Below are 21,527 nucleotides of genomic sequence, written 5' to 3'. Positions count from 1 at the left end.
AACGTTAAAAAGAAAAAGGCCGCAAAAGCGGCCTTTTTTGGTTTCATGCAACTTACTCTTTCGGGCTTGCGTTCTCTACCCGACTTTTCAGCTTTTGTCCTGGACGGAAAGTGACCACGCGGCGCGCCGTAATCGGAATGTCCTCGCCGGTCTTCGGGTTACGCCCCGGACGTTGGTTCTTGTCACGCAAATCAAAATTGCCAAAACCTGACAGTTTAACCTGCTCACCGTTTTCAAGAGCACGACGAACCTCTTCGAAAAACAGTTCTACCAGGTCTTTGGCATCCCGTTTGCTAAGCCCAAGCTTTTCAAACAGGTGTTCTGACATTTCAGCTTTAGTAAGCGCCATAGGTTCAATCCCTCAAGGATGCTTGGAATCGCTGTTTTAGAGCCTCTACACATTTTGCAACGGTAACGGCTATCTCCTCTTCTTCCAGTGTACGAGCGGTATCCTGCAATACCAGACTGATAGCCAGGCTCTTATAACCCTCTGCCACGCCCTTGCCACGGTACACATCAAACAAGTTTACGCCAACTACCTGATTTGCGCCAACTTTCTTACACTCTGCCAAAATATCTTCTGCGGGGACGTTTTCAGCCACCACAACAGCGATATCACGACGGTTTGCCGGGAAGCGAGAAATCTCCCGCGCCTGAGGCACGGCGCGGCTTGCGACCCTGTCCCACTCCAGTTCAAATACCACTGTGCGGCCGTTAAGATCCAGTTTACGCTCAAGTTCCGGATGAACCACACCGATGAAACCGACACGTTGGCCCTGGAAATAAATGGCTGCGCTTTGCCCTGGGTGCAAGGCCGGATTAGCCTCTGCCTTGAACTGAATTTCGGATAATTTACCGGTCAGTTCCAGGACAGACTCCAGATCCCCTTTTAAATCATAGAAGTCGACTGGCTTACGCGCCAGATCCCAATGTTCTTCATGCGTATGGCCCGCAATCACCCCTGCCAGCATGACGTCCTGACGGATACCCAGATTTGCCGCAGTATCAGGGACAAAGCGCAGGCCGCTTTCAAACAGACGCAGACGAGTCTGCTGACGATTCTGGTTATAAACCACGGCGGACAACAAGCCGGTCCACAGCGACAGACGCATCGCAGACATCTCTACCGAGATTGGGCTTGGCAGGATCAGCACTTCTTCACCCGGGTGCAGCAAGGCCTGTACCTTAGGATCAACGAAACTGTAGGTGATGGCTTCCTGGTAACCGTGATCGACCAGCATGGTTTTCACACGCTTCAGCGTCAGATCCGCTTCGCGATGCTTGGTCATGATCAGATCAGCACGGACCGGCACGTCAGGTATGTTGTTGTAGCCGTAAACACGTGCCACTTCTTCCACCAGGTCTTCTTCGATTTCCATATCGAAACGCCAGCTCGGCGCAACCGCCAGCCAGTTATCGCCCTGCTCGGTTACCTGGCAGCCCAGACGACGCAGAATGTCGCTGACCTGCTCGCTTGGCACCACGTGGCCAATCAGACGATCCAGCTTCTCACGACGCAAAGTAATAGTGGCACGCTTTGGCAACTCACTTTCGGCGGTCACATCGATAACCGGGCCAGCCTGACCGCCACAGATATCAATCAGCAGGCGAGTCGCACGCTCCATGGCTTTATACTGCAGCGCAGGATCAACACCGCGCTCGTAACGGTGGGAAGCATCCGTATGCAGACCTTGACGGCGTGCACGGCCGGTAATCGCCAGCGGGCTGAAGAAAGCACATTCCAGCAGCACGTCCTGGGTGGATTCATTCACACCGGAGTGTTCGCCACCGAAGATCCCCCCCATCGCCAAAGCTTTCTGGTGATCGGCAATCACTAAGGTATCAGCGTTCAATTTGGCTTCGTTGCCGTCCAGCAGCGTCAGGGTTTCACCTTCGCTCGCCATACGCACCACGATACCGCCTTCGATGCGGTTCAGGTCGAAGGCATGCATCGGCTGGCCCAGTTCCAACAGCACGTAGTTGGTAACATCCACTACCGCATCAATGGAACGGATACCGCAGCGACGCAGCTTCTCACGCATCCACAGCGGGCTGGCCGCCTTGACGTCGATGCCTTTCACTACGCGACCAAGGTAACGAGGGCACGCCTGAGGCGCATCGACGCGGATCGGCAACGTATCATTAATGGTGGCCGCCACCGGGCTCATGTCCGGCTCGGTCAGGGCAACCTGGTTCAATACACCCACATCGCGCGCCACGCCGATAATGCCCAGGCAGTCGGCACGGTTCGGCGTTACGCTGATTTCGATCGCGTTGTCATCCAGCTTCAGATATTCACGGATATCGGTGCCAATCGGCGCGTCTTCCGGCAGCTCAATGATACCGTCGTGATCATCAGTAATACCCAGTTCGGAGAACGAGCAAAGCATCCCTTCTGAAGGCTCACCGCGTAGTTTCGCAGCTTTGATTTTGAAATCGCCTGGCAGCACTGCGCCGACGGTAGCAACGGCTACCTTCAGACCGGTGCGGCAGTTTGGTGCACCACAGACGATATCCAGCAGGCGATCGCCACCCACGTTGATCTTGGTCACACGCAGTTTGTCAGCGTTCGGGTGCTGGCCGCACTCAACAACATGGCCCACAACTACGCCGTTAAAGGCACCGGCTACCGGTTCCACCCCGTCCACTTCCAGGCCGGCCATGGTAATTTGATCGGATAATGCTTCGCTGCTGATGGCCGGGTTTACCCACTCGCGCAACCAGAGTTCACTGAATTTCATGTGATATTCCCGCCTTACTTAAACTGTTTGAGGAAACGCAGATCGTTTTCGAAGAATGCACGCAGGTCGGTGACGCCGTAACGCAGCATCGTCAAACGCTCCATACCCATACCGAAAGCGAAGCCGGAGTAAATTTCCGGATCGATACCCACATTGCGCAGCACGTTCGGGTGAACCATGCCGCAGCCCAGCACTTCCAGCCACTTGCCGTTTTTGCCCATCACATCCACTTCAGCGGAAGGTTCGGTAAACGGGAAGTAAGAAGGACGGAAACGAACCTGCAAATCTTCTTCAAAGAAGTTATTCAGGAAATCATGCAACGTGCCCTTCAGGTTAGTGAAGCTGATGTCTTTGTCGACAATCAGGCCTTCCATCTGATGGAACATTGGGGTGTGCGTCTGATCATAGTCGTTACGGTAAACGCGGCCAGGCGCAATAATACGGATTGGCGGCTGCTGGTTCTTCATGGTGCGGATCTGCACGCCAGAAGTCTGGGTACGCAGCAAACGCGTGGCGTCGAACCAGAAGGTATCGTGATCGGCGCGCGCCGGGTGGTGGCCCGGAATATTCAGCGCATCGAAGTTATGATAGTCGTCTTCAATCTCAGGCCCGGTCTCTACGGAGAAACCCAGTTCGCCGAAGAAGGCTTCGATACGGTCGATGGTGCGGGTCACTGGATGCAGCCCACCGTTTTCCATACGACGGCCCGGCAGGGAAACGTCGATGGTTTCTGCCGCCAGACGCTCATTCAACGCAGCAGATTCCAGCGCATTCTTACGCGCGTTCAGCGCTTCCTGTACCGCCTGTTTTGCCTGGTTGATCACCGCTCCGGCTGCCGGGCGATCTTCTGCCGGCACGTCACGCAGCGATTGCATCTGCAAGGTAAAATGGCCTTTCTTGCCTAAATATTCGACGCGTACCAAATCTAACGCGGCAACATCCTGGGCATCTTCTACGGCTGCCTTGGCATTGGCAACCAGCTCTGCGAGATGTGGCATTGCTTTCCTCTTCCTCTGGCCGATATGGCTCTAAGTAATTGTTATCTATTATTCGAACACGCCTTTAGCGCATCTCCAAAGCATTTTAAGTTATAGCCCGGCAATGACTGGAGATGGCCAAAAACAAAAAAGCCTCCACAGGGGAGGCTTAGGCGCTACTTTTCGTTTCTTTTCTTACGCGCAAAGCCTCCTGAGTTCAGGCGCTAAAGTAAAAAAAGAAACGAAAAATAGCAGCGTTCATGATTGCGTTACCTTGTCGATGATTGTCCACCAGTGATACGGCGGCGGTCAATAAAAGTCAATATTCGTAGCTGAAAACAAAGATTAAAGAGGGAGCAAGCTCCCTCTTTAATAACTGACTTACGCCAGTGCTGCTTTCGCTTTCTCGACCAGTGCGCCAAAGGCCACTTTGTCGAAGACTGCGATGTCAGCCAGGATCTTACGGTCAATTTCAATAGAAGCTTTTTTCAAGCCGTTAATGAATTTGCTGTAAGACAGGCCGTTCACACGAGCAGCTGCGTTGATACGTGCAATCCACAGCTGACGGAACTGACGCTTACGTTGACGACGGTCACGGTAAGCATACTGACCTGCTTTGATTACTGCCTGGAAGGCAACACGATAAACGCGCGAACGGGCACCGTAGTAACCTTTCGCTTGTTTTAAAATTTTCTTGTGACGTGCGCGTGCAATTACACCACGTTTTACGCGAGCCATATGCTCTCTCCTAAAGTCTTATTCTAGATTCAAAAAAAATGGCTTATGCGTACGGAAGGCACGCAATAACCAAGCCAAGATCGTTTTGTGACACCATGCCTTTCGGACGCAGGTGACGTTTACGCTTGGTTGCTTTTTTGGTCAGAATATGACGCAGGTTAGCATGCTTGCGCTTAAAACCACCGCTGCCGGTTTTTTTGAAGCGCTTGGCTGCACCACGTACAGTTTTAATCTTTGGCATTTTAATTAAATCCACTTCGCATTGTTAAACAACGAATCAGTGAGGCGAATAAAGCCCACACAACGCAAGCGCTGCGTGGGTTCTATTACTTGGAAGCCTTACTGCCTCTTCTTCGGTGCGAGCACCATGATCATCTGACGGCCTTCGATCCTCGTAGGGAAGGATTCGACAATGGCCAGATCAGAATCTTCACACAGGTCTTTACGGACGCGGTTAAGCACTTCCATACCGATCTGTTGGTGCGCCATCTCACGCCCACGGAAACGCAGGGTGATTTTGGCTTTATCGCCATCTTCCAGAAAGCGAATCAGGTTGCGTAGTTTGACCTGATAGTCGCCATCATCGGTACCAGGACGGAATTTGATTTCCTTGACCTGAATAACTTTTTGCTTCTTCTTCTGTTCTTTTGTCGACTTGCTCTTCTCGTAGAGGAATTTGCCGTAATCCATGATTCGACAAACTGGCGGTTCGGCATTTGGGCTGATTTCTACTAAATCAACGCCCGCTTCCTCAGCTTTTTCAAGAGCTTCATTCAGACTGACAATACCAATCTGCTCGCCATCGACGCCGGTTAGGCGAACTTCTTGCGCGCGAATTTCTCTGTTAATGCGATTAGGACGCGCCGGTTGAACTCGTTTTCCGCCTTTAATACTTTATTCCTCCAGTTGATGAAGACTACGGCTGCGAATCTCTTTTAGCAGCTTGTCTACGACTTCGTTTACGTCCAGGCTTCCCAGGTCTTTGCCACGGCGGGTACGAACGGCAACTTTGCCTGATTCGACCTCTTTATCACCGCACACCAACATGTATGGAACCCGTCGTAAAGTATGTTCGCGAATTTTAAAGCCAATCTTCTCATTTCTCAAGTCCGCTTTAACGCGAATACCTGCGTCCTGCAATTTTTTGGTCAATTGCTGGACATAATCAGACTGGCTGTCGGTGATATTCATCACCACCACCTGTACCGGAGCAATCCAGGTTGGGTAGAACCCTGCGTATTCTTCGGTAAGGATACCGATGAAACGCTCCATGGAGCCCAAAATAGCACGGTGAATCATTACCGGGACCACGCGATCGTTGTTTTCGCCAACATACGATGCGCCTAAACGGCCCGGTAAGAAGAAATCGAGCTGCACGGTACCACATTGCCATGCACGATCCAAACAATCATGCAGAGTAAATTCAATTTTTGGTCCGTAGAAGGCCCCCTCACCCGGCTGATATTCAAACGGAATCCCGTTTTCAGTCAGCGCCGCAGCCAGATCCTCTTCCGCACGGGTCCACATATCGTCAGTACCGATGCGCTTCTCAGGACGGGTGGACAGTTTCACCGCAATCTTGTCGAAGCCAAAGGTGCCGTACACATCATAGACCATTCTGATGCATTCATTCACTTCAGCACGCACCTGCTCTTCAGTACAGAAGATATGGGCGTCATCCTGAGTGAAACCACGCACGCGCATCAGGCCATGCAGAGAACCCGAAGGCTCGTTACGGTGGCAACTGCCGAACTCGCCCATACGCAGCGGTAAATCGCGGTAAGACTTCAGGCCCTGGTTGAAGATCTGCACGTGACCCGGGCAGTTCATTGGCTTGATGCAATACTCGCGGTTTTCCGACGAGGTAGTGAACATGGCGTCTTTATAGTTTTCCCAGTGGCCGGTTTTTTCCCACAGCACACGGTCCATCATAAATGGCCCTTTTACTTCCTGATACTGGTACTCTTTGAGCTTCATGCGCACAAAGGCTTCCAGCTCGCGGAAAATAGTCCAGCCGTCGTTGTGCCAGAACACCATGCCCGGTGCTTCTTCCTGCATATGGTACAGGTCGAGCTGCTTGCCAATCTTGCGGTGATCGCGCTTGGCAGCCTCTTCCAGACGCTGCAGGTAAGCATTCAGCTGTTTCTTGTCTGCCCAGGCAGTACCGTAGATACGCTGCAGCATTTTGTTCTTGCTGTCGCCACGCCAGTAAGCGCCCGACGTTTTCTGCAGTTTGAAGTGATGACAGAAACGCATGTTCGGTACGTGCGGGCCGCGGCACATGTCGACATATTCTTCGTGGTGATACAGGCCAGGACGGTCGTCATGGCTGATGTTTTCATCCAGAATCGCCACTTTGTAGTTTTCACCACGCGCAGCAAAGGTATCGCGAGCTTCTTGCCAGCTCACCTTTTTCTTGATGACGTCGTAATCTTTGTCGGCCAACTCGTGCATCCGCTTTTCCAGCAGATCCAGGTCTTCCTGCGTCAGGGTGCGGTCAATATCAACGTCATAGTAGAAACCGTTGTCGATCACTGGGCCGATGGCCATTTTGGTGTCTGGCCACAGTTGTTTGATCGCATGGCCCAACAGGTGCGCACAAGAATGGCGCATGATTTCCAGGCCTTCGGCGTCCTTGATGGTGATGATCGCCAATTGCGCATCTGACTCGATCAGATCGCCAGCATCAACCAATTCGCCGTTCACACGGCCGGCAATACAGGCTTTCGCCAGACCAGGGCCGATATCAAGGGCAACATCGAGGGGGGAAACAGGGTTTTCGAAATGACGCTGACTTCCATCAGGAAGAGTAATAACAGGCATTAATAATTCCTTATCTACAGTGGTGACCCACACGACAGATCACATGCAGTACGAAAATTGGATTGGGATTTAGTCAGTTAGGTTTCAGATCTCGCCCACAATTGCCAGATTGATACCTAACCTGGTACACAGAATGAAAAGCATACCTTCACAGCCATATTTGGCTAAGTGGATACTATCACTAAAAATGTTTCGGATAAATAAACTGCAATTCAAACGCGCTCATCAAATATCTACCTTGCATGACGATAAAGAGCCTTTCAGGTAACTCAGGGTGGCAATCAAGCAGAAGGTATACCCCAGGAGTTCACACCCCTCTTCAACCATATTCTTCACCACCCGGTTGTAACCATCGATCATCAATGTCTGCCACAGTAAATTCATGCCAAACAGGCGCGAGAACACCAAAATGCACAGCAGACCAGCACACATCATGCCGTAGCTCGGGTGCGTCACAAAATGCACCAGGCCCTGCATGGTGGCAGCGACATGACGTGACGCATACCCCAGACAAATTAGCGTAACCGCCAGGGCAAACCACATCCAGGCGCCATGCCAGAGCATATCGAAAGCAAAATCCATCTCACGAATCAGCATGCACAGGAAAAACCCGCTCACCAACATCCACGCCGGTCGGTAAGTGGGTTGCCGACATGCCGCAATGAAAAAGCAGGATGAGATAGTCGCAAGCATCAGCTCCTGGGCTATTTCAGTTAAAGAGGTTTCGTAGACAAAGTTATGCAGCCAATGCACATCGATAAAAATCAGCCCCATCAAGCCGGCCAGTAACAGGCTATAAAGCAGAAAACGACTTACTTTCCCCAGTATAATTTGCAGATCATGTTTCATAGTCATACTCGTTATTATTTAAAGCGCGCCTATGGTAGGCCTCTGTCTATGGGGATCGTGGCAATTAATGCGAAATAGGCCCTTCTCGGGGCCGGCACAGCGCCAAAGCGCCATAAAAAACAAAAATCTCAGGCAAAACCACCAAGGTAAGCGCAGGAAAAAAGATTGCCGACGTTGGTTCAACGGGCTCCCGATGCATTTTCCACTCAAAAATCAGCTATGGCGAAGATCCCCCACTCCCGCTATTCTGATGCCACTAACGGCAGAGTCCGGGTTGATGTTGCAAAAAACCATTTTATTTTAACCTTTAGTCTCATATTGCTGCCGCGACTTGCAGGGCAAACCAGGCAATAAGCTGCGCCGCGCTTTTGACTGAAAACAGGGAGTTTGCGTTATGACAAGTATTTTGCAGTTAATCCAGGCCATCGGTCTGGGCTTGGTACTGCTGCTGCCACTGGCCAACCCGCTGACCACCGTCGCGCTGTTGCTCGGGCTGTCGGGCAATATGACCCGCGAAGAACGCAACCAGCAATCGTTGATGGCATCGGTTTACGTGTTCTTCATCATGACGGTGGCGTTCTATGCCGGCCAGTTGGTGATGAACACCTTCGGTATCTCGATTCCCGGCTTACGGATCGCCGGTGGGTTGATTGTGGCGTTTATCGGCTTTCGTATGCTGTTCCCGCAGCAAAGTGCGGATGAGGCTCCCGAGGTTGAAAGCAAAAGCAATGAGTTGCGTAAGAAAACCTCGGCCAATATCGCCTTTGTCCCCTTGGCGATGCCCAGCACCGCCGGCCCCGGTACCATTGCGATGATCATCAGTTCGGCCTCGAGCGTTAAAGAAAATACGCTGGGATTTGCACACTGGGTGCTGCTGGTCGCACCGGTAGCGATCTTCCTGTCGGTCGCCCTGATTTTGTGGGCCTGCCTGCGCAGCTCCGGTGCAATCATGCGTTTAGTGGGTCAAAGCGGCATTGAGGCAATCTCACGCCTGATGGGCTTCCTGCTGGTGTGTATGGGCGTACAGTTTATTATCAACGGCATCCTGGAGATCATCTCGACCTATACGCCAGCCGTTGCCTGACCGATTAAACGGGCGCGATAATGAATGAATCGCGCCCACTTCACTATTTACCTGCCGGGGCCTGTGCGCCCAAAATCCCCTTACCTTCCGGTACTTCGGTAAAACGACTGAGGATCTCACTGTAGGTTTTCGCCGGATCCAAATCCTTGAACTGATTTGGATAGATAAATTTCGCCAAATACTCCAGCCCGACAATATTGTACGGGTGGTTGTAGAAATTGTGGTAAATGCCGTAGAAGCGGCCATCTTTCACCGCCGAGACCTGAGCAAAGCCCGGGCGCTGCTTCATGCGATTGAAAGCGTCATCCACCTGCTGTTGCGTCACACCATAGCCAAAGGGCACCGCAGCGTTGGTTTTGCTGGCCCATTGGGAACCGGAAACAATATAGGCGTCCGGCTTCATGCTGATCACTTTTTCCAGCGAGACGTCACCGGTCGCGCCCGGCAACAGTGCAGAACCGACATTGCGTGCCCCTATCGCCTCGATCATCCCACCCCAACCCACGTGCGCATGGGTGAAACAGCAAGACTCAAGCCCATTCAGGCCGGCTTTGGCTTCAATAAACACCAGGGGCTTTGGCTCTACCGTTTTGGTTTTGTCGAGGATGCTCTGATAGTGCTGCTGATAAAAATCAGTGTACTGTTTCGCTTCACTCTCACGGTTCAGGGTTTCCCCCAGCAAGCTAATGCTTTTCGGCGTATTTTCCACCGGCTTGAGCATGGTGTCGATAAACAGCACCGGAATATTCAACGCTTGCAACTTGTCGAGTACGCCGGTCTGGCTCAGTGAGGGTTTGGAGCGCAGTTGCGCCACCATCAGGTCGGGATGTTTGGCGATCACGCTTTCGAGGTTGATCTCGCCTTTGTCGCTGAACCCCATATCGATAATGTTGTTCGCTTCAGGCCATTTACTCTGCAAGATTTTCCAGGTTTCGCCATCACTTTTCTTCAGCAGGTTGTTCCACGCCACCAGCCGGGTAAAGGGATCGGCACGGTCCAGCAAGGCTAGCGTCAGAATATCGCGCCCGTCCTGCACCACGATGCGTTTCGGCTCTTGTTTAATCGTTACCGTCTGTCCGGCGGTATCGGTCAGTGTCAGTGGATAAGTGGTTGCCATCGCCCGGGCAGACAAACCACAGGCGCAGGCCAAAGCCAGCAGGGTTATTCGACGGTGCACGTAAAACTCCTTAGCGTTGGAAATTAATCCAGAAATAATAATGAGAATTGCTCCCATTATCAAAGAGAACGCCGGTCGAGTTTTCGCTTAATTGAAAAGGGATGTGAACAGCAGCAAGATGGCGCGCCAGTTTCGGCGCGCCACACAGGTTAAATCAGGCCGTAAATCAGCGCCGACAGCGCAATCAGGCCCATCACCAGCACGAAGACGTTGCTCAGCGCACGGTAGCGACGCATGGCAGGCACAGCACGTACCGCATACATCGGTAAAATAAACAGGATCGCCGCGATCAGCGGGCCGCTGATGGTTTCAATAATATGCAGTGCACTTGGGTTCCAGACCGTTGCCGCCCAGGTCAGCAGGAACAACAACACGGCGGAAATTCGGTGCGTAATACGCGAACTTAACGGTTTGCCGACGGCGCGCGTCAGGCCGTCAATCAGGCTGGTCGCCCCTTCGGTCACCCCGAGTGAGGTGCCCAGATAGGACTTGGCCATTGCAAGCATCGCCATCATCGGCCCCAAATAGGCGATCAGCGGGTTGGAGAATTTGTTCGCCAGCGTGGTCAGCACGGTAATGTTTTGATCTTTCGCCTGCTGCATTTCTTCGTGGGACAGGCTCAGCACACAACTGAGGACAAAGAACAACACGGTAACGCAGATCAACACATAGCTGTAGCGCATGATACGCGCACAGCGGCGTTCAGCCAGCTCGCCATACAGGCTTTTTTGGGTCGAGGCGAAGGACGAAATGATCGGCGCATGGCTAAAAGAAAACACCATCACCGGCACGGCCAGCCACAACGAATGCCACAGATCCGGGCTGCTGAACTGAGTGTTGGCCAGGCCACTGACGAAGTTGGCGGTTTGCCAGGTCGGCATCAGGTACAGCGAGATGCCCATCAAAAATACCAACAACGGGAACACCAGCATGCCCATCGCCGAAACGATGGCATCTTTACCGCGCAGCAGTACCAGATTCAACACCACCACCACCGCCAGGCTCAGCCAGATGCGTGGCAGCGGCGTCAGGCGAAACTGATGAGTCAGGAAGCTGTCCAGCGCGTTGGTGATCGAAATGCTGTACACCAGCACGATCGGGAAGAACGCCATCAGGTACAGCACCATGATGATTTTTCCGGCCAGCACGCCAAAGTGCTCGACCACCACATCATGGATATTGCCGTCGCGGCTGGAGCCGGAAAGCACAAAGCGGCTCAGGGCACGGTGCGGTAAATAAGTCAGTGGGAAGGCAAACAGTGCCATCAACAACAGCACCAGTGGGCCGTTTAAGCCGGCGTTGATCGGCAGAAACAACGTACCTGCCCCCACCGCAGTGGCATAGAGACCGAACATCCAGACGGTGTCAGTCTTGTTCCATTTGCCCGGCTGGGCGGAAACCAGCGTGCCTGAATCGGGAGAAATCGTACTCATAGGAAAGCTTACCTTAATCTGCAGCGACAACGATTGCGCCTAACGGGATATCCTTCTCCGCGAATTTTTAATAATAATCAGTGGATTAACTCAGATTTTCATTCTTATGCCTGGTCAAAGGACGGCAAAGGATAATTAAAAACGCTGCCCGGGTCTATCTTTCACTGGCTGAGTGGCTACTTCGCGAACAATGATTGCGGTGAAAATCGGCGTTGGCAGCACAAAAATCTGGGGCCTCTGATGAGGCCCCGGGAGGATGACTTACTTGTTCGCGTCCGGATGTTCCGGCACCGCAGCGCTCCCCATGTCCTTCTGGTCTTTTCGCACGCTGGCCACGTCCGAGGCGCTGACCGGCTTGGCGCTGTTACCCCAGCTTGAGCGGATGAAGTTAACCACTTCCGCTACCTGCTGATCGTTCAGGCGCCAGCCAAACGGTGGCATGGTGATGTTGGATACCGCCCCCTTCACCGCTGGCGTGGTGTTACCAGTCAGCACAATGTGGATCAACGAGGTCGCATCTTCGGTCTGCACCACCGGATTGCCCTTCAGCGCCGGGAAGGCGCGTTTGTAGCCCACGCCATCGGTACGGTGGCAGGCCGCGCAGTTATCGACGTACAGCGCCGCCCCGGGCTTGCTGTCGTCACCCCGCCACAGATCCTTGGCTACGCTGTCTTCTACCGGTGCTGGCTGTTGTTTACCGTCTTTCGGCGGCAACGTTTTCAGGTAACGCGAGATCGCCGTCAGATCTTCATCGCTGAGATACTGCAGGCTATGCTCAACCACGTCGCTCATACCGCCAAACACAATCGACTTATCGTTACGGCCGGTTTTCAGGAACTCGGTCAGTTCGGCCTCGCTCCAGGTGCCCAACCCGTCCTTGTTATCACCGCGCAGGCTGGAGGCGACCCAACCGTCGATCGGCGCATTGCTGCCGGCCAGGTAGTTGTCACCGTCGTTATTGCTCAGCGCTTTTTCCTGCATGGTAATGCTACGTGGCGTATGGCAGGCACCGCAGTGGCCTAACCCTTCCACCAGATAGCGACCCCGCTCAATCACCGGATCGGCCTTGGCGTCAGCCACAAAATCCGCCGGTGATGGCGCAAACATGCCGCGCCAGATACTTAGCGGCCAGCGCATTGACAGCGGCCAGGGGATGTCGGAATCCTTGTTGGCCTGCTCTACCGCCGGTACGCCGTGCATGAAGTAGGCATACATGGCACGCATGTCGTCCTCTTTCACCAGCGCAAACGATGGATACGGCATCGCCGGGTACAGGGTGCTGCCGTTTTTGGCGACGCCCTTGCGTACCGCGTTGTCGAAGTCTTCGAAGCTGTAATCACCGATACCGGTTTTCTTGTCCGGTGAGATATTAGTGGAATAAATGGTGCCGATCGGCGTTTCCATCGCCAGACCACCGGCAAACTCTTTACCGCTTTTGCCGTTGGTGTGGCAAGCCACGCAGTCACCGGCACGCGCCAGATACTCGCCGCGTTTGATCAACTCGCTGCTGACCGTGGCGTCCTGCGCCCAGACGGAGAAACTCAGTGCACTGAGAACCAGTGCGGGAACAAATGCTTTCATCAGTCGCCGTCCTTATGCCTGCACCAAAGGGCCTGGGTTTTTCAGATACTGCTCGCGAATAGCGCGTGCAGACCAATAAGCCAACGCGGCCACGGTGCCGGTCGGGTTGTAACCCAGCCCTTGCGGGAAGGCCGATGCCCCGATCGAGAACACGTTATGCACGTCCCAGCTTTGCAGATAGCGGTTCACCGCACTGGTCTTGGGATCTTCCCCCATCACCGCGCCACCGTTCATATGGGTGGTTTGGTAGCTGGTAGTATCGAAATGGCTGTCGGCGTTTTTCGGGCTGCCAGCAATCAGTTTCGGGTTCATGGCCTTGGCGATCGGCGCCATTTTGTCGTACATAAATTGAGACATCTTGACGTCGTTTTCCTGCCAGTCGAACGTCATGCGCAGCAGTGGCTGGCCGAACACGTTCTTGTAGTTGGGATCGAGGTCCAGATAGTTGCTGCGATACGACTGATGCGCGCCGTGGGCGTCCATCGACAGATGATGGGTGTAGGCATCCGCTACTGCCGCTTTCCACTTGCTGCCCCAGGCCGGAGTGCCCGGAGGGGTTGGCAAGCCGGAGATAGGTTTGGTGCCCGCCTGGTTGACCCAGAACGGGGAACCGCCAACAAAGCCTGCTTTGGCATGGTCAAAGTTGTCGGCGTTGAAATCGTCGACCCCGACCCCGTTACCACCCGCGCCGATAAACGGGTTAGTGAAGACGTCTTTGTCGAAGAACGCCTTGATGGTGGTCAGATTTTGGTAAGCGAAGTTACGGCCTACCACACCTTCGCCGGTCACCGGATCGTAAGGTTTACCGATGCCGGACAGCAGCATCAAATGCACGTTGTGGAACTGGAACGCCCCCAGGATCACCAACTCCGCCGGCTGTTCGATTTCACGGCCCTGCGCGTCAATGTAGTTCACCCCGGTCGCACGAGACTTGTCGGCGGTCAGGTTCACTTTCAACACGTTGGCGTTGGTGCGCAGTTCGAAGCGTTTCTCCATGCGCAATGCCGGCAGAATATTGACGTTCGGCGAGGCTTTGGAATACATGTAGCAGGCGTAGCCACTGCAGAAACCGCAGAAGTTGCACGGCCCCATCTGCGCGCCATACGGGTTGGTATAGGAATCCGAGGTGTTGGCGGAAGGCAGGTTATACGGGTGATAGCCCACGTCCCGCGCCGCTTTCTCGAACATCTGCGCAGAGAACGTATTCTTCTGCGCCGGCAACGGGAAGTTGTCGGAACGGTCAGCCGCGAAGGGGTTTCCGCCCTTCGGCGCCATCTTCTGCCCCTTAACGGTCCAGGCGGTGCCGGAGGTTCCGAACACTTTTTCGGCCTTGTCGAAGAACGGCTCCAGCTCGTCGTAGGTGACACCGAAGTCCTGGATAGTCATGTCCTTCGGGATAAAGCTTTTGCCATAACGCTCTTCGTAATGGCTACGCATGCGCAGCTCGATAGGGTCGATGCGAAAATGCACACCAGACCAGTGCAGGCCTGCGCCGCCCACGCCGGTACCCGGCAGGAACGCCGCCAACTGACGGTAAGGAACCGCAGCCTGGTTGGTATTGTGACGAATGGTCACGGTGCTTTTCGACAGATCCTGGAACAGCTTGCGGCGGATGTTATAGGTCAGTTCGTCGATCACCTGCGGATAGGAACCATCCGGATAGGTATCGCGCATCGGGCCGCGCTCCAGCGCCACCACGTTCAACCCCGCTTCGGTCAGCTCTTTGGCCATAATCGCGCCCACCCAACCGAAGCCGACGATCACCGCGTCTACTTTTTTCATTACCGTTGCCATTGTTACCCCCTCTCCCCACGAATTGAAACCGGAGGTAAGGGATAACGTTCCCCTCGCTCAACCCAGTCCATAAAGTCGGCGCGTGCGCCCGGAAAATTAATCAGCTTCCAGCCGACCATGTCTTTATTACCGCCATGGATCGGATCGCTGAAGAAACCTTCGCGGGTGTTTTGCAGCAGATAGGAGAAGAACAGTTTGGCAGGCAACTGCGCGAATTCCGCTTCACCGGACTCAAATTTCTGCAGCAGCGCATCCTGCTGTGCAGCGTCCAGTTCGGCAAAGGGTTTACCGGCGGTTTTCTTGCAATAGGCATCGGCGTCCGCGATGCCCAGGTTGTAGATCTGTTTCGGTACCAGCGGCAATTGGTAACCCATTTCTTTCGGTACATCCGGGTTAAACGGCCCCTGCATATACCAGATCGAACCGGTGGCGTACGGGGTATTCATCTGACGATCGATAAACTCCGGTACACCGGCTTCCAGCGCGCCAGGACCGCGATCGTCGGCCGGGATCAGCCGTGCCGTCGCCGCCTTGACGAAGCCCCACTCCTCCGGGGTGAAGAACGTAGGCTGGTAGTCGTTTTGTTTTGGGGTGTCCGTTGCCGCAACCGCCGGTATCGAGGCCGTCAGCGCGCTAACGCCGCTGCCGCCAATCACCGCTGCGGGAATTAAAGTCATCGATTTCAACAGGAAATCGCGCCGTGAATTGTTAGTTTTATCGTCCGACATGTCACATTCCATCCAAAGATAATCACAACTATTTAACCTCAACCTTGCGGTCGATGCGGGTTTTAAACATAAATTGTTACTTATTTGTATGTTTATTGAAGCTCAGAATATGAGCAAACGCCACAATGTTACCGGTAACTTATTGAATGAACGTAAAGAATTGATGGCTAATGTAAAATTAACTATTCGTGCGTTTTTTCAGGTAACAGGATGGGAAATAACGAGAAATGGGAGATGTGTCGCGATTTTACCGTCTAACCATAAAAAAAACCGGCCGTTTTGGCGGCCAGTTTGACTAACAAATCTGAACTAGGGTGACATCGCCTGGTAGGCAGTGGTCACCTTCCATAAATAGCGTGGCGCCTGTGGAGCCGGATGCTTTTTCTGAATGTGTTGATAGAACTCATCCGGACTCATCTGGTTGATGCGGTTCACCGCCACGCGCTTGTCTGATGAGAAGGTGCGCAGCATGGCGCCTGCCCCATTCACATAAGAAACGATGGTAGCGTAGCGTAATGTTTGTGGATCGTTGATCCCGGCTAGCTGCTGGCTTTGAAGAATATTGATATAGGCCGTTCCCAGATCAATATTAACCGCCGGATCCTTCAACTCACGCGAGCTTGGCTGCCCGCTTCTTCCTTTCAGACGATAGGCGTCACGCCCGGCGGTTGAAGGTTTTAACTGCATTAACCCGACTGCGTTCGACGTGCTTACGGCGTTCGGGTTAAACCCAGACTCCACCTGAATAATCGCTTTAATCAGCGTTTCGTCTACGCCATAGCTGTTAGCGGCCTGACGAATGTAATCGTTATAGGCTACCGGTGTCCCCGTACGGTTAACTGGAGCCTGCGGGGGGGTCTTTAACCAACCGCCACGCGATGTGCCACTGCCTGAAATATTGTTTGCTGTTTGTGGGTCTTTGGCACACCCCGACAAAAGCAAAATTGCCGTCAGGCAACCTATTTTTGTTTTCACAGAATCCCTCACTCCTTTCAATGAGTTGCGTAGCATATACAACTTGTAAGGACGCCTGTACGCTTTTTTTGGTCTAATCTCAAGCTACTCGTATACCAAGAGGTGATTTATGAGTCAATCTGCAACGACGTGTTTTGTGGTGACTTTTCGCTATCAGGAAGAAGGATTAGCTGATTTGGCCAAGCTGACAGGACAATTAACCCTTCAGGGATTTGTCACGTCGGTGACCGACGAAAATGGCGTTCCGCATGAGTTGGGCAGCAACAGCTTTGCGTTGATAACCCCATTGGATCAACAGGATGTACTGCTCCTGGCACAGAAGCTGGCGGAGGTGGCTCTGGGGAAAACACCCGAGGTCGATATTGTCACCTACAACGACTACCTTAAGCGGTTACATGCTGATACATAAAATGCTATAACTCACCAGGCGGTATTATTTTCCCACGGAGTAAATAACCGGCAGTCCGCCGGCAGGTGACGCTTGACTTTGCTCTAATTGATATTGATAATCATTTTCATTTGAGCCAGGAGATGTCACCATGTTTATGAAACAACGCGCTTTTCCCCGCCTGTCCCTGATTAAGCCCCGGGGTTTTTTCCGCCCTGTCGCCCTGCTGTGTCTATTATTGACCGCCGGTCTCGCCAGCCATGGCGCATTGGCGGAAAAAAAGCTGCGCGTGGTAACCACCTTTACCATCATTCAGGATATCGCCCAAAACGTGGCCGGTGACGCCGCCGTGGTGGAGTCAATCACCAAACCGGGCGCAGAAATCCACGATTACCAGCCAACGCCACGCGATATCGTCAAGGCACAACATGCTGACCTGATCCTGTGGAACGGCATGAATCTGGAACGTTGGTTCCAGCGCTTCTTCGAGAACATCAAACAGGTGCCCGCTGCGGTAGTCACCGAAGGCATCACCCCACTGCCGATCCGCGAAGGACCGTATAACGGCAACCCGAACCCACACGCCTGGATGTCCGCCAGCAACGCATTGGTGTATATCGAAAATATCCGTAAAGCACTGGTGCAGCACGATCCGGCCAACGCAGAAATCTATAACCGTAATGCCAAAGCCTATGCTGCCAAAATTGCCGCGTTGGACGCGCCACTGCGCGAACGTCTGGCACGCATTCCTGAAGCCCAGCGTTGGCTGGTGACCAGTGAAGGCGCCTTCAGCTATCTGGCGAAAGACTATCAGTTGAAAGAAGTGTACCTGTGGCCGATCAACGCCGATGAACAGGGGTCACCGCAGCAGGTCCGCCGGGTAATCGACGCCGTGCGCGCCCACCATATTCCGGTGGTCTTCAGCGAAAGCACCATTTCCGACAAGCCGGCAAAACAGGTGGCGAAAGAGACCAGTGCAAAATACGGCGGTGTGCTGTATGTCGATTCGCTGTCCACTCAGAACGGTCCGGTACCGACTTATATCGACCTGCTCAATGTCACCGTACAAACCATTGCCAAAGGATTTGATCAATGACCACTGAGGTTTTTGTCCGCCCTGAATTGAGCGTGGACGACGTTACCGTGACCTACAATAACGGCCATACCGCGATCCACAACGCCAGCTTTACCCTGAGCGGTGGTGCCATCTGCGCGCTGGTTGGCGTCAACGGCAGCGGCAAGTCGACCCTGTTCAAAAGCATCATGGGACTGGTCAGGCCCACCACCGGCCGCGTACAGCTCAACGAGCAGCCAGTCGCGCAAGCACTAAAGAAAAACGTCATCGCCTACGTCCCGCAAACCGAAGAGGTTGACTGGAATTTCCCGGTATTGGTGGAAGACGTGGTGATGATGGGCCGCTATGGCAAGATGAACTTCCTGCGCATTCCTTCAAAGGAAGACCGACTGCGGGTCGATAAGGCGCTGGAGCGCGTGGGTCTGAGCGAACTGCGCTCTCGCCAGATTGGTGAGCTTTCCGGAGGCCAGAAAAAACGCGTCTTTCTGGCGCGAGCACTGGCACAACAAGGCACGGTCCTGCTGCTGGACGAACCCTTTACCGGTGTCGACGTCAAAACCGAGAACGCCATTATCGACCTGCTGCGTGCGCTGCGCGATGAAGGCCACCTGATCCTGGTCTCCACCCATAACCTGGGCAGCGTGCCGGAGTTTTGCGATCGGGTGATCCTGATTAACCGCACTGTGCTGGCCGCAGGACCGACCGAAACAACCTTTACCCAGAGCAATCTGGAACAGGCGTTCGGCGGCGTACTGCGCCATATCAACCTGTCCGGCCCAGACCTGCACGACGACAACGATCCGCGCACCGTGACGGTGTTGACCGATGACGAGCGCCCGGCGGTGTTCTATGGCCATACCAAGAGCGATCCGCCTGCGCAGAGCCAGCCAAAGGAGAAACAACCCTGATGCTGGAACTTCTGCTGCAACCCTTCAGTTACAACTACATGGTTAAAGCCATTTGGGTCAGTGCCATCGTTGGTGCCGCCTGCGCGTTTCTTTCCGCTTACCTGATGCTGAAAGGCTGGTCACTGATGGGTGACGCACTGTCGCACTCGGTGGTACCCGGTGTCGCCGGAGCCTATGCGCTGGGCCTGCCCTACGCCGCCGGGGCATTTTTCACCGGTATGCTGGCCGCGCTAGCCATGACGCTGGTACGCCACGTCACCCGCCTGCGCGAAGACGCGATTATCGGCTTTATCTTTTCCACCTTCTTTGCCGTCGGTCTGCTGATCGTTTCGCTCAACCCGACCTCGGTTAACGTGCAGTCGATTATCTTCGGCAATATTCTCGGTATCGCCGACGAAGACGTGTTGCAGGTCGAGATTATCATCGGCGTTTCACTGCTGATCCTGTGCCTGGTGTGGAAAGACCTGCTGGCGGTGTTCTTTGATGAAAACCATGCGGTGTCGATCGGCCTGTCGCCGCTGCGGTTGAAGATCCTGTTCTTCACCCTGCTCAGCGCCTGCACCGTGGCGGCATTACAAACCGTCGGCGCGATTTTGGTGATCGCCATGGTCATCACGCCGGGGGCAACTGCCTATCTGCTGACCGACCGCTTCAGTCGACTGGTAATAATCGCTATCGTGATCGGCGCGCTGACCAGCGGTTTCGGTGCCTACCTGAGTTTCTTCCTCGACGGCGCAACCGGTGGGGTGATCGTGACCCTGCAGACGCTGGTGTTCCTGGCAGCCTTTTTCTTCGCCCCCAAACACGGTCTGCTGGCATCCAAACGCCGTGTGGCACGTGAACAGACCGGAGGCCACTGATGGAAACTCTGTATCAACTGCTCAGCGAACCCTTCGCCTACCCGTTTATGCAGCGGGCGATCCTGGCCGCTATCGTCACTGGCGTAGTGTGTGCGGTGTTATCGTGTTATCTGGTCCTCAAAGGCTGGTCGCTGATGGGGGATGCCATCTCGCATGCGGTGCTGCCCGGCATCGTGCTGGCGTTCGTGCTCGGCATCCCGGTGGTGATCGGCGCATTTTTCTCCGGTATTTTCTGTGCGGTCGCCACCGGTTACCTGAAGGAAAACAGCCGGGTGAAAGAAGATACGGTGATGGGTATCGTGTTCTCAGGCATGTTCGCCTTCGGGCTGGTGTTGTTTTCACGCGTCGATACCGACCAGCATCTGAGCCACATCCTGTTCGGCAATATGCTGGGCATTACCGACGCCGAGCTGAAGCAAACGCTGCTGATGGCCGGCATTACCCTGCTGGTGGTGCTGCTGAAACGCAAAGATTTAATGCTCTACTGTTTCGATCCCAACCATGCCAGGGTAATTGGCTTGCCAGTGAAGCTCTTGCACTACGGGCTGCTGTGCCTGTTGGCGCTGACCATTGTCGCCTCGCTGCAGGCGGTGGGGGTGATCCTGGTGATTGCGATGCTGATCGCACCGGGCATTATTGCCTTTATGCTGTGCCGCAGCTTTGATCGCATGCTGATAGTCGCCACGGTGGTATCGGTATTCTCCTGCGTGCTCGGCACCTTAATCAGCTTCCACATCGACGGCGCTACCGGCCCCTGCATTGTGATCGTCCAGGCGATTCTGTTTGTGGTCGCCCTGCTCTACAGCAAGTTCAGACCGTTACAACGTCACGAAGAGGGCTTGCTCAACGCGAAGCCTTGAAACCGGCGGCGGTGCCCAATTAGCACCGCCGACTGGTGTTATTGCTGCTGGTAGATATCTGGCCGGACAATGTGCCAGACAAAGTCCTTACGATTCACCGCTTCATAGCCTACCTTCTGATACAGCCACGGTGCAGTGCCGGTCACCAACATAATTCGCCGCAACCGCTGCAACACCGGATGCTCCAGCGTGCAATCCATCAACCAACGCGCCAGCCCCTGCCGCTGGTAATCCGGAGAGACAAACACATCACACAGGTAGCCGAAGGTGGTGTAATCCGTGACCAGACGTGCAAAACCAACCTGCTGTTGCTGGTGATACAGGCCAAAACACAGGCTGTTATCGATGGCCAACTGTACCGTCTCCAGTGAAATACCACTCGCCCAAGTCGAGGTGGTCAAAAAAGCGTGGGTAAAGGCGATATTTAATTCACTTTTATCGCTGTTGATCCGGTATTCACCACGTTGCCACTGCTGGTTTTGCTCCATTAATTTCTCATCTCATTGATAATAAAAGACATCAAAAAAATACCCTTT

The 21,527-nt window shown here is 53.8% G+C and carries 22 protein-coding genes and 1 other annotated feature; of the genes, 6 read left to right on the top strand and 16 right to left on the bottom strand.

Going from position 1 to position 21,527, the window contains the following annotated elements; all coding sequences use genetic code 11:
* Positions 1 to 52: 52 nt before the first annotated feature.
* The 9 genes from ihfA to F8R23_RS01950 form a co-directional block, all read right to left on the bottom strand.
* Complete coding sequence (gene ihfA, locus F8R23_RS01990; protein ID WP_004943604.1) at positions 53 to 349, bottom strand: integration host factor subunit alpha; 297 nt, start codon at positions 347 to 349, stop codon at positions 53 to 55.
* 4 nt (positions 350 to 353) lie between these two features.
* Positions 354 to 2,741: a phenylalanine--tRNA ligase subunit beta gene (gene pheT / locus F8R23_RS01985; protein ID WP_151415186.1), complete on the bottom strand. Its 2,388-nt coding sequence runs from the start codon at positions 2,739 to 2,741 to the stop codon at positions 354 to 356.
* A 14-nt stretch (positions 2,742 to 2,755) separates the two neighbouring features.
* On the bottom strand, positions 2,756 to 3,739 hold the full coding sequence (gene pheS / locus F8R23_RS01980; protein WP_151415185.1) for a phenylalanine--tRNA ligase subunit alpha: 984 nt from the start codon (positions 3,737 to 3,739) through the stop codon (positions 2,756 to 2,758).
* 122 nt (positions 3,740 to 3,861) lie between these two features.
* Positions 3,862 to 3,984 (bottom strand) — a sequence feature (Phe leader region).
* Positions 3,936 to 3,980 carry a pheST operon leader peptide PheM gene (gene pheM / locus F8R23_RS24195; protein WP_106120997.1) on the bottom strand — a complete coding sequence of 15 codons (45 nt, stop codon included), beginning with the start codon at positions 3,978 to 3,980 and terminating at the stop codon, positions 3,936 to 3,938. Its footprint overlaps the feature before it by 45 nt.
* A 115-nt stretch (positions 3,985 to 4,099) precedes the next feature.
* A complete protein-coding gene (rplT, locus tag F8R23_RS01970; protein WP_004943595.1) occupies positions 4,100 to 4,456 on the bottom strand; it encodes a 50S ribosomal protein L20 in 357 nt (118 codons plus the stop codon).
* Between the two features lie 43 nt (positions 4,457 to 4,499).
* Positions 4,500 to 4,697 (bottom strand): 50S ribosomal protein L35, encoded by a 198-nt coding sequence (gene rpmI / locus F8R23_RS01965; protein WP_085116448.1) that lies wholly within the window; start codon positions 4,695 to 4,697, stop codon positions 4,500 to 4,502.
* A gap of 98 nt (positions 4,698 to 4,795) precedes the next feature.
* Positions 4,796 to 5,347 carry a translation initiation factor IF-3 gene (gene infC, locus F8R23_RS01960; RefSeq protein ID WP_013812633.1) on the bottom strand — a complete coding sequence of 184 codons (552 nt, stop codon included), beginning with the start codon at positions 5,345 to 5,347 and terminating at the stop codon, positions 4,796 to 4,798.
* Positions 5,348 to 5,350: 3 nt separating this feature from the next.
* Positions 5,351 to 7,279, bottom strand: a complete 1,929-nt coding sequence (gene thrS, locus F8R23_RS01955; RefSeq protein WP_112347559.1) for a threonine--tRNA ligase — start codon at positions 7,277 to 7,279, stop codon at positions 5,351 to 5,353.
* A gap of 225 nt (positions 7,280 to 7,504) precedes the next feature.
* Positions 7,505 to 8,128, bottom strand: a complete 624-nt coding sequence (locus F8R23_RS01950) for a hypothetical protein (protein ID WP_151415184.1) — start codon at positions 8,126 to 8,128, stop codon at positions 7,505 to 7,507.
* Positions 8,129 to 8,522: 394 nt separating this feature from the next.
* Between F8R23_RS01950 and F8R23_RS01945 the strand changes: the two genes are divergently transcribed.
* Positions 8,523 to 9,212 (top strand): MarC family NAAT transporter, encoded by a 690-nt coding sequence (locus F8R23_RS01945; protein ID WP_129934848.1) that lies wholly within the window; start codon positions 8,523 to 8,525, stop codon positions 9,210 to 9,212.
* A 43-nt stretch (positions 9,213 to 9,255) separates the two neighbouring features.
* Here the strand turns inward: F8R23_RS01945 and F8R23_RS01940 are convergent, their stop codons facing one another.
* The 6 genes from F8R23_RS01940 to F8R23_RS01915 all read right to left on the bottom strand — a co-directional run bounded on the left by F8R23_RS01940 (position 9,256) and on the right by F8R23_RS01915 (position 16,900).
* Positions 9,256 to 10,389 carry an ABC transporter substrate-binding protein gene (locus F8R23_RS01940; RefSeq protein WP_129934849.1) on the bottom strand — a complete coding sequence of 378 codons (1,134 nt, stop codon included), beginning with the start codon at positions 10,387 to 10,389 and terminating at the stop codon, positions 9,256 to 9,258.
* A 149-nt stretch (positions 10,390 to 10,538) separates the two neighbouring features.
* Positions 10,539 to 11,822 (bottom strand): SLC5/6 family protein, encoded by a 1,284-nt coding sequence (locus tag F8R23_RS01935; protein ID WP_129934850.1) that lies wholly within the window; start codon positions 11,820 to 11,822, stop codon positions 10,539 to 10,541.
* A gap of 261 nt (positions 11,823 to 12,083) precedes the next feature.
* Positions 12,084 to 13,403, bottom strand: a complete 1,320-nt coding sequence (locus tag F8R23_RS01930; RefSeq protein ID WP_165366382.1) for a c-type cytochrome — start codon at positions 13,401 to 13,403, stop codon at positions 12,084 to 12,086.
* A 12-nt stretch (positions 13,404 to 13,415) separates the two neighbouring features.
* The gene (locus F8R23_RS01925) at positions 13,416 to 15,197 is read right to left on the bottom strand and encodes a GMC family oxidoreductase (RefSeq protein WP_129934852.1); all 1,782 of its coding nucleotides are present in this window, start codon (positions 15,195 to 15,197) and stop codon (positions 13,416 to 13,418) included.
* A 2-nt stretch (positions 15,198 to 15,199) separates the two neighbouring features.
* Positions 15,200 to 15,925: a gluconate 2-dehydrogenase subunit 3 family protein gene (locus tag F8R23_RS01920; RefSeq protein ID WP_151415183.1), complete on the bottom strand. Its 726-nt coding sequence runs from the start codon at positions 15,923 to 15,925 to the stop codon at positions 15,200 to 15,202.
* Positions 15,926 to 16,234: 309 nt separating this feature from the next.
* Positions 16,235 to 16,900, bottom strand: a complete 666-nt coding sequence (locus F8R23_RS01915; RefSeq protein WP_099065527.1) for a transglycosylase SLT domain-containing protein — start codon at positions 16,898 to 16,900, stop codon at positions 16,235 to 16,237.
* 109 nt (positions 16,901 to 17,009) lie between these two features.
* Here F8R23_RS01915 and ghoS point away from each other — a divergent pair, with 109 nt between their 5' ends.
* The 5 genes from ghoS to F8R23_RS01890 all read left to right on the top strand — a co-directional run bounded on the left by ghoS (position 17,010) and on the right by F8R23_RS01890 (position 20,991).
* Positions 17,010 to 17,309 (top strand): type V toxin-antitoxin system endoribonuclease antitoxin GhoS, encoded by a 300-nt coding sequence (ghoS, locus tag F8R23_RS01910; protein ID WP_129934854.1) that lies wholly within the window; start codon positions 17,010 to 17,012, stop codon positions 17,307 to 17,309.
* Between the two features lie 130 nt (positions 17,310 to 17,439).
* Positions 17,440 to 18,384 (top strand): metal ABC transporter substrate-binding protein, encoded by a 945-nt coding sequence (locus tag F8R23_RS01905; RefSeq protein ID WP_129938679.1) that lies wholly within the window; start codon positions 17,440 to 17,442, stop codon positions 18,382 to 18,384.
* Positions 18,381 to 19,271 (top strand): manganese/iron ABC transporter ATP-binding protein, encoded by an 891-nt coding sequence (locus tag F8R23_RS01900; RefSeq protein WP_129934856.1) that lies wholly within the window; start codon positions 18,381 to 18,383, stop codon positions 19,269 to 19,271. The genes F8R23_RS01905 and F8R23_RS01900 overlap by 4 nt, the downstream gene beginning before the upstream one ends.
* A complete protein-coding gene (yfeC, locus tag F8R23_RS01895; RefSeq protein ID WP_112348367.1) occupies positions 19,271 to 20,131 on the top strand; it encodes an iron/manganese ABC transporter permease subunit YfeC in 861 nt (286 codons plus the stop codon). Before F8R23_RS01900 ends, yfeC begins: the two co-directional genes overlap by 1 nt.
* Entirely contained in the window at positions 20,131 to 20,991 is an 861-nt protein-coding gene (locus F8R23_RS01890) for a metal ABC transporter permease (protein ID WP_099065523.1), read from the top strand. The genes yfeC and F8R23_RS01890 overlap by 1 nt, the downstream gene beginning before the upstream one ends.
* 38 nt (positions 20,992 to 21,029) lie before the next feature.
* Here F8R23_RS01890 and F8R23_RS01885 read toward each other — a convergent pair whose 3' ends face one another.
* Positions 21,030 to 21,479, bottom strand: a complete 450-nt coding sequence (locus F8R23_RS01885) for a GNAT family N-acetyltransferase (protein ID WP_129934858.1) — start codon at positions 21,477 to 21,479, stop codon at positions 21,030 to 21,032.
* Between the last annotated feature and the right edge of the window lie 48 nt (positions 21,480 to 21,527).

It is taken from the genome of Serratia proteamaculans (genome assembly GCF_008830365.1).
Lineage (GTDB): Bacteria > Pseudomonadota > Gammaproteobacteria > Enterobacterales > Enterobacteriaceae > Serratia > Serratia proteamaculans.
Note: the sequence above shows the minus strand (reverse complement) of the source record. Positions and strands in the feature narration are given on the sequence as shown.

Coding starts and splice junctions, on each gene's coding strand:
- ihfA (WP_004943604.1), bottom strand. CDS start 349: ATGGCGCTTACTAAAGCTGAAATGTCAGAACACCTGTTTGAAAAGCTT.
- pheT (WP_151415186.1), bottom strand. CDS start 2,741: ATGAAATTCAGTGAACTCTGGTTGCGCGAGTGGGTAAACCCGGCCATC.
- pheS (WP_151415185.1), bottom strand. CDS start 3,739: ATGCCACATCTCGCAGAGCTGGTTGCCAATGCCAAGGCAGCCGTAGAA.
- rplT (WP_004943595.1), bottom strand. CDS start 4,456: ATGGCTCGCGTAAAACGTGGTGTAATTGCACGCGCACGTCACAAGAAA.
- rpmI (WP_085116448.1), bottom strand. CDS start 4,697: ATGCCAAAGATTAAAACTGTACGTGGTGCAGCCAAGCGCTTCAAAAAA.
- thrS (WP_112347559.1), bottom strand. CDS start 7,279: ATGCCTGTTATTACTCTTCCTGATGGAAGTCAGCGTCATTTCGAAAAC.
- F8R23_RS01950 (WP_151415184.1), bottom strand. CDS start 8,128: ATGAAACATGATCTGCAAATTATACTGGGGAAAGTAAGTCGTTTTCTG.
- F8R23_RS01945 (WP_129934848.1), top strand. CDS start 8,523: ATGACAAGTATTTTGCAGTTAATCCAGGCCATCGGTCTGGGCTTGGTA.
- F8R23_RS01935 (WP_129934850.1), bottom strand. CDS start 11,822: ATGAGTACGATTTCTCCCGATTCAGGCACGCTGGTTTCCGCCCAGCCG.
- F8R23_RS01930 (WP_165366382.1), bottom strand. CDS start 13,403: ATGAAAGCATTTGTTCCCGCACTGGTTCTCAGTGCACTGAGTTTCTCC.
- F8R23_RS01925 (WP_129934852.1), bottom strand. CDS start 15,197: ATGGCAACGGTAATGAAAAAAGTAGACGCGGTGATCGTCGGCTTCGGT.
- F8R23_RS01920 (WP_151415183.1), bottom strand. CDS start 15,925: ATGTCGGACGATAAAACTAACAATTCACGGCGCGATTTCCTGTTGAAA.
- ghoS (WP_129934854.1), top strand. CDS start 17,010: ATGAGTCAATCTGCAACGACGTGTTTTGTGGTGACTTTTCGCTATCAG.
- F8R23_RS01905 (WP_129938679.1), top strand. CDS start 17,440: ATGTTTATGAAACAACGCGCTTTTCCCCGCCTGTCCCTGATTAAGCCC.
- F8R23_RS01900 (WP_129934856.1), top strand. CDS start 18,381: ATGACCACTGAGGTTTTTGTCCGCCCTGAATTGAGCGTGGACGACGTT.
- yfeC (WP_112348367.1), top strand. CDS start 19,271: ATGCTGGAACTTCTGCTGCAACCCTTCAGTTACAACTACATGGTTAAA.
- F8R23_RS01890 (WP_099065523.1), top strand. CDS start 20,131: ATGGAAACTCTGTATCAACTGCTCAGCGAACCCTTCGCCTACCCGTTT.
- F8R23_RS01885 (WP_129934858.1), bottom strand. CDS start 21,479: ATGGAGCAAAACCAGCAGTGGCAACGTGGTGAATACCGGATCAACAGC.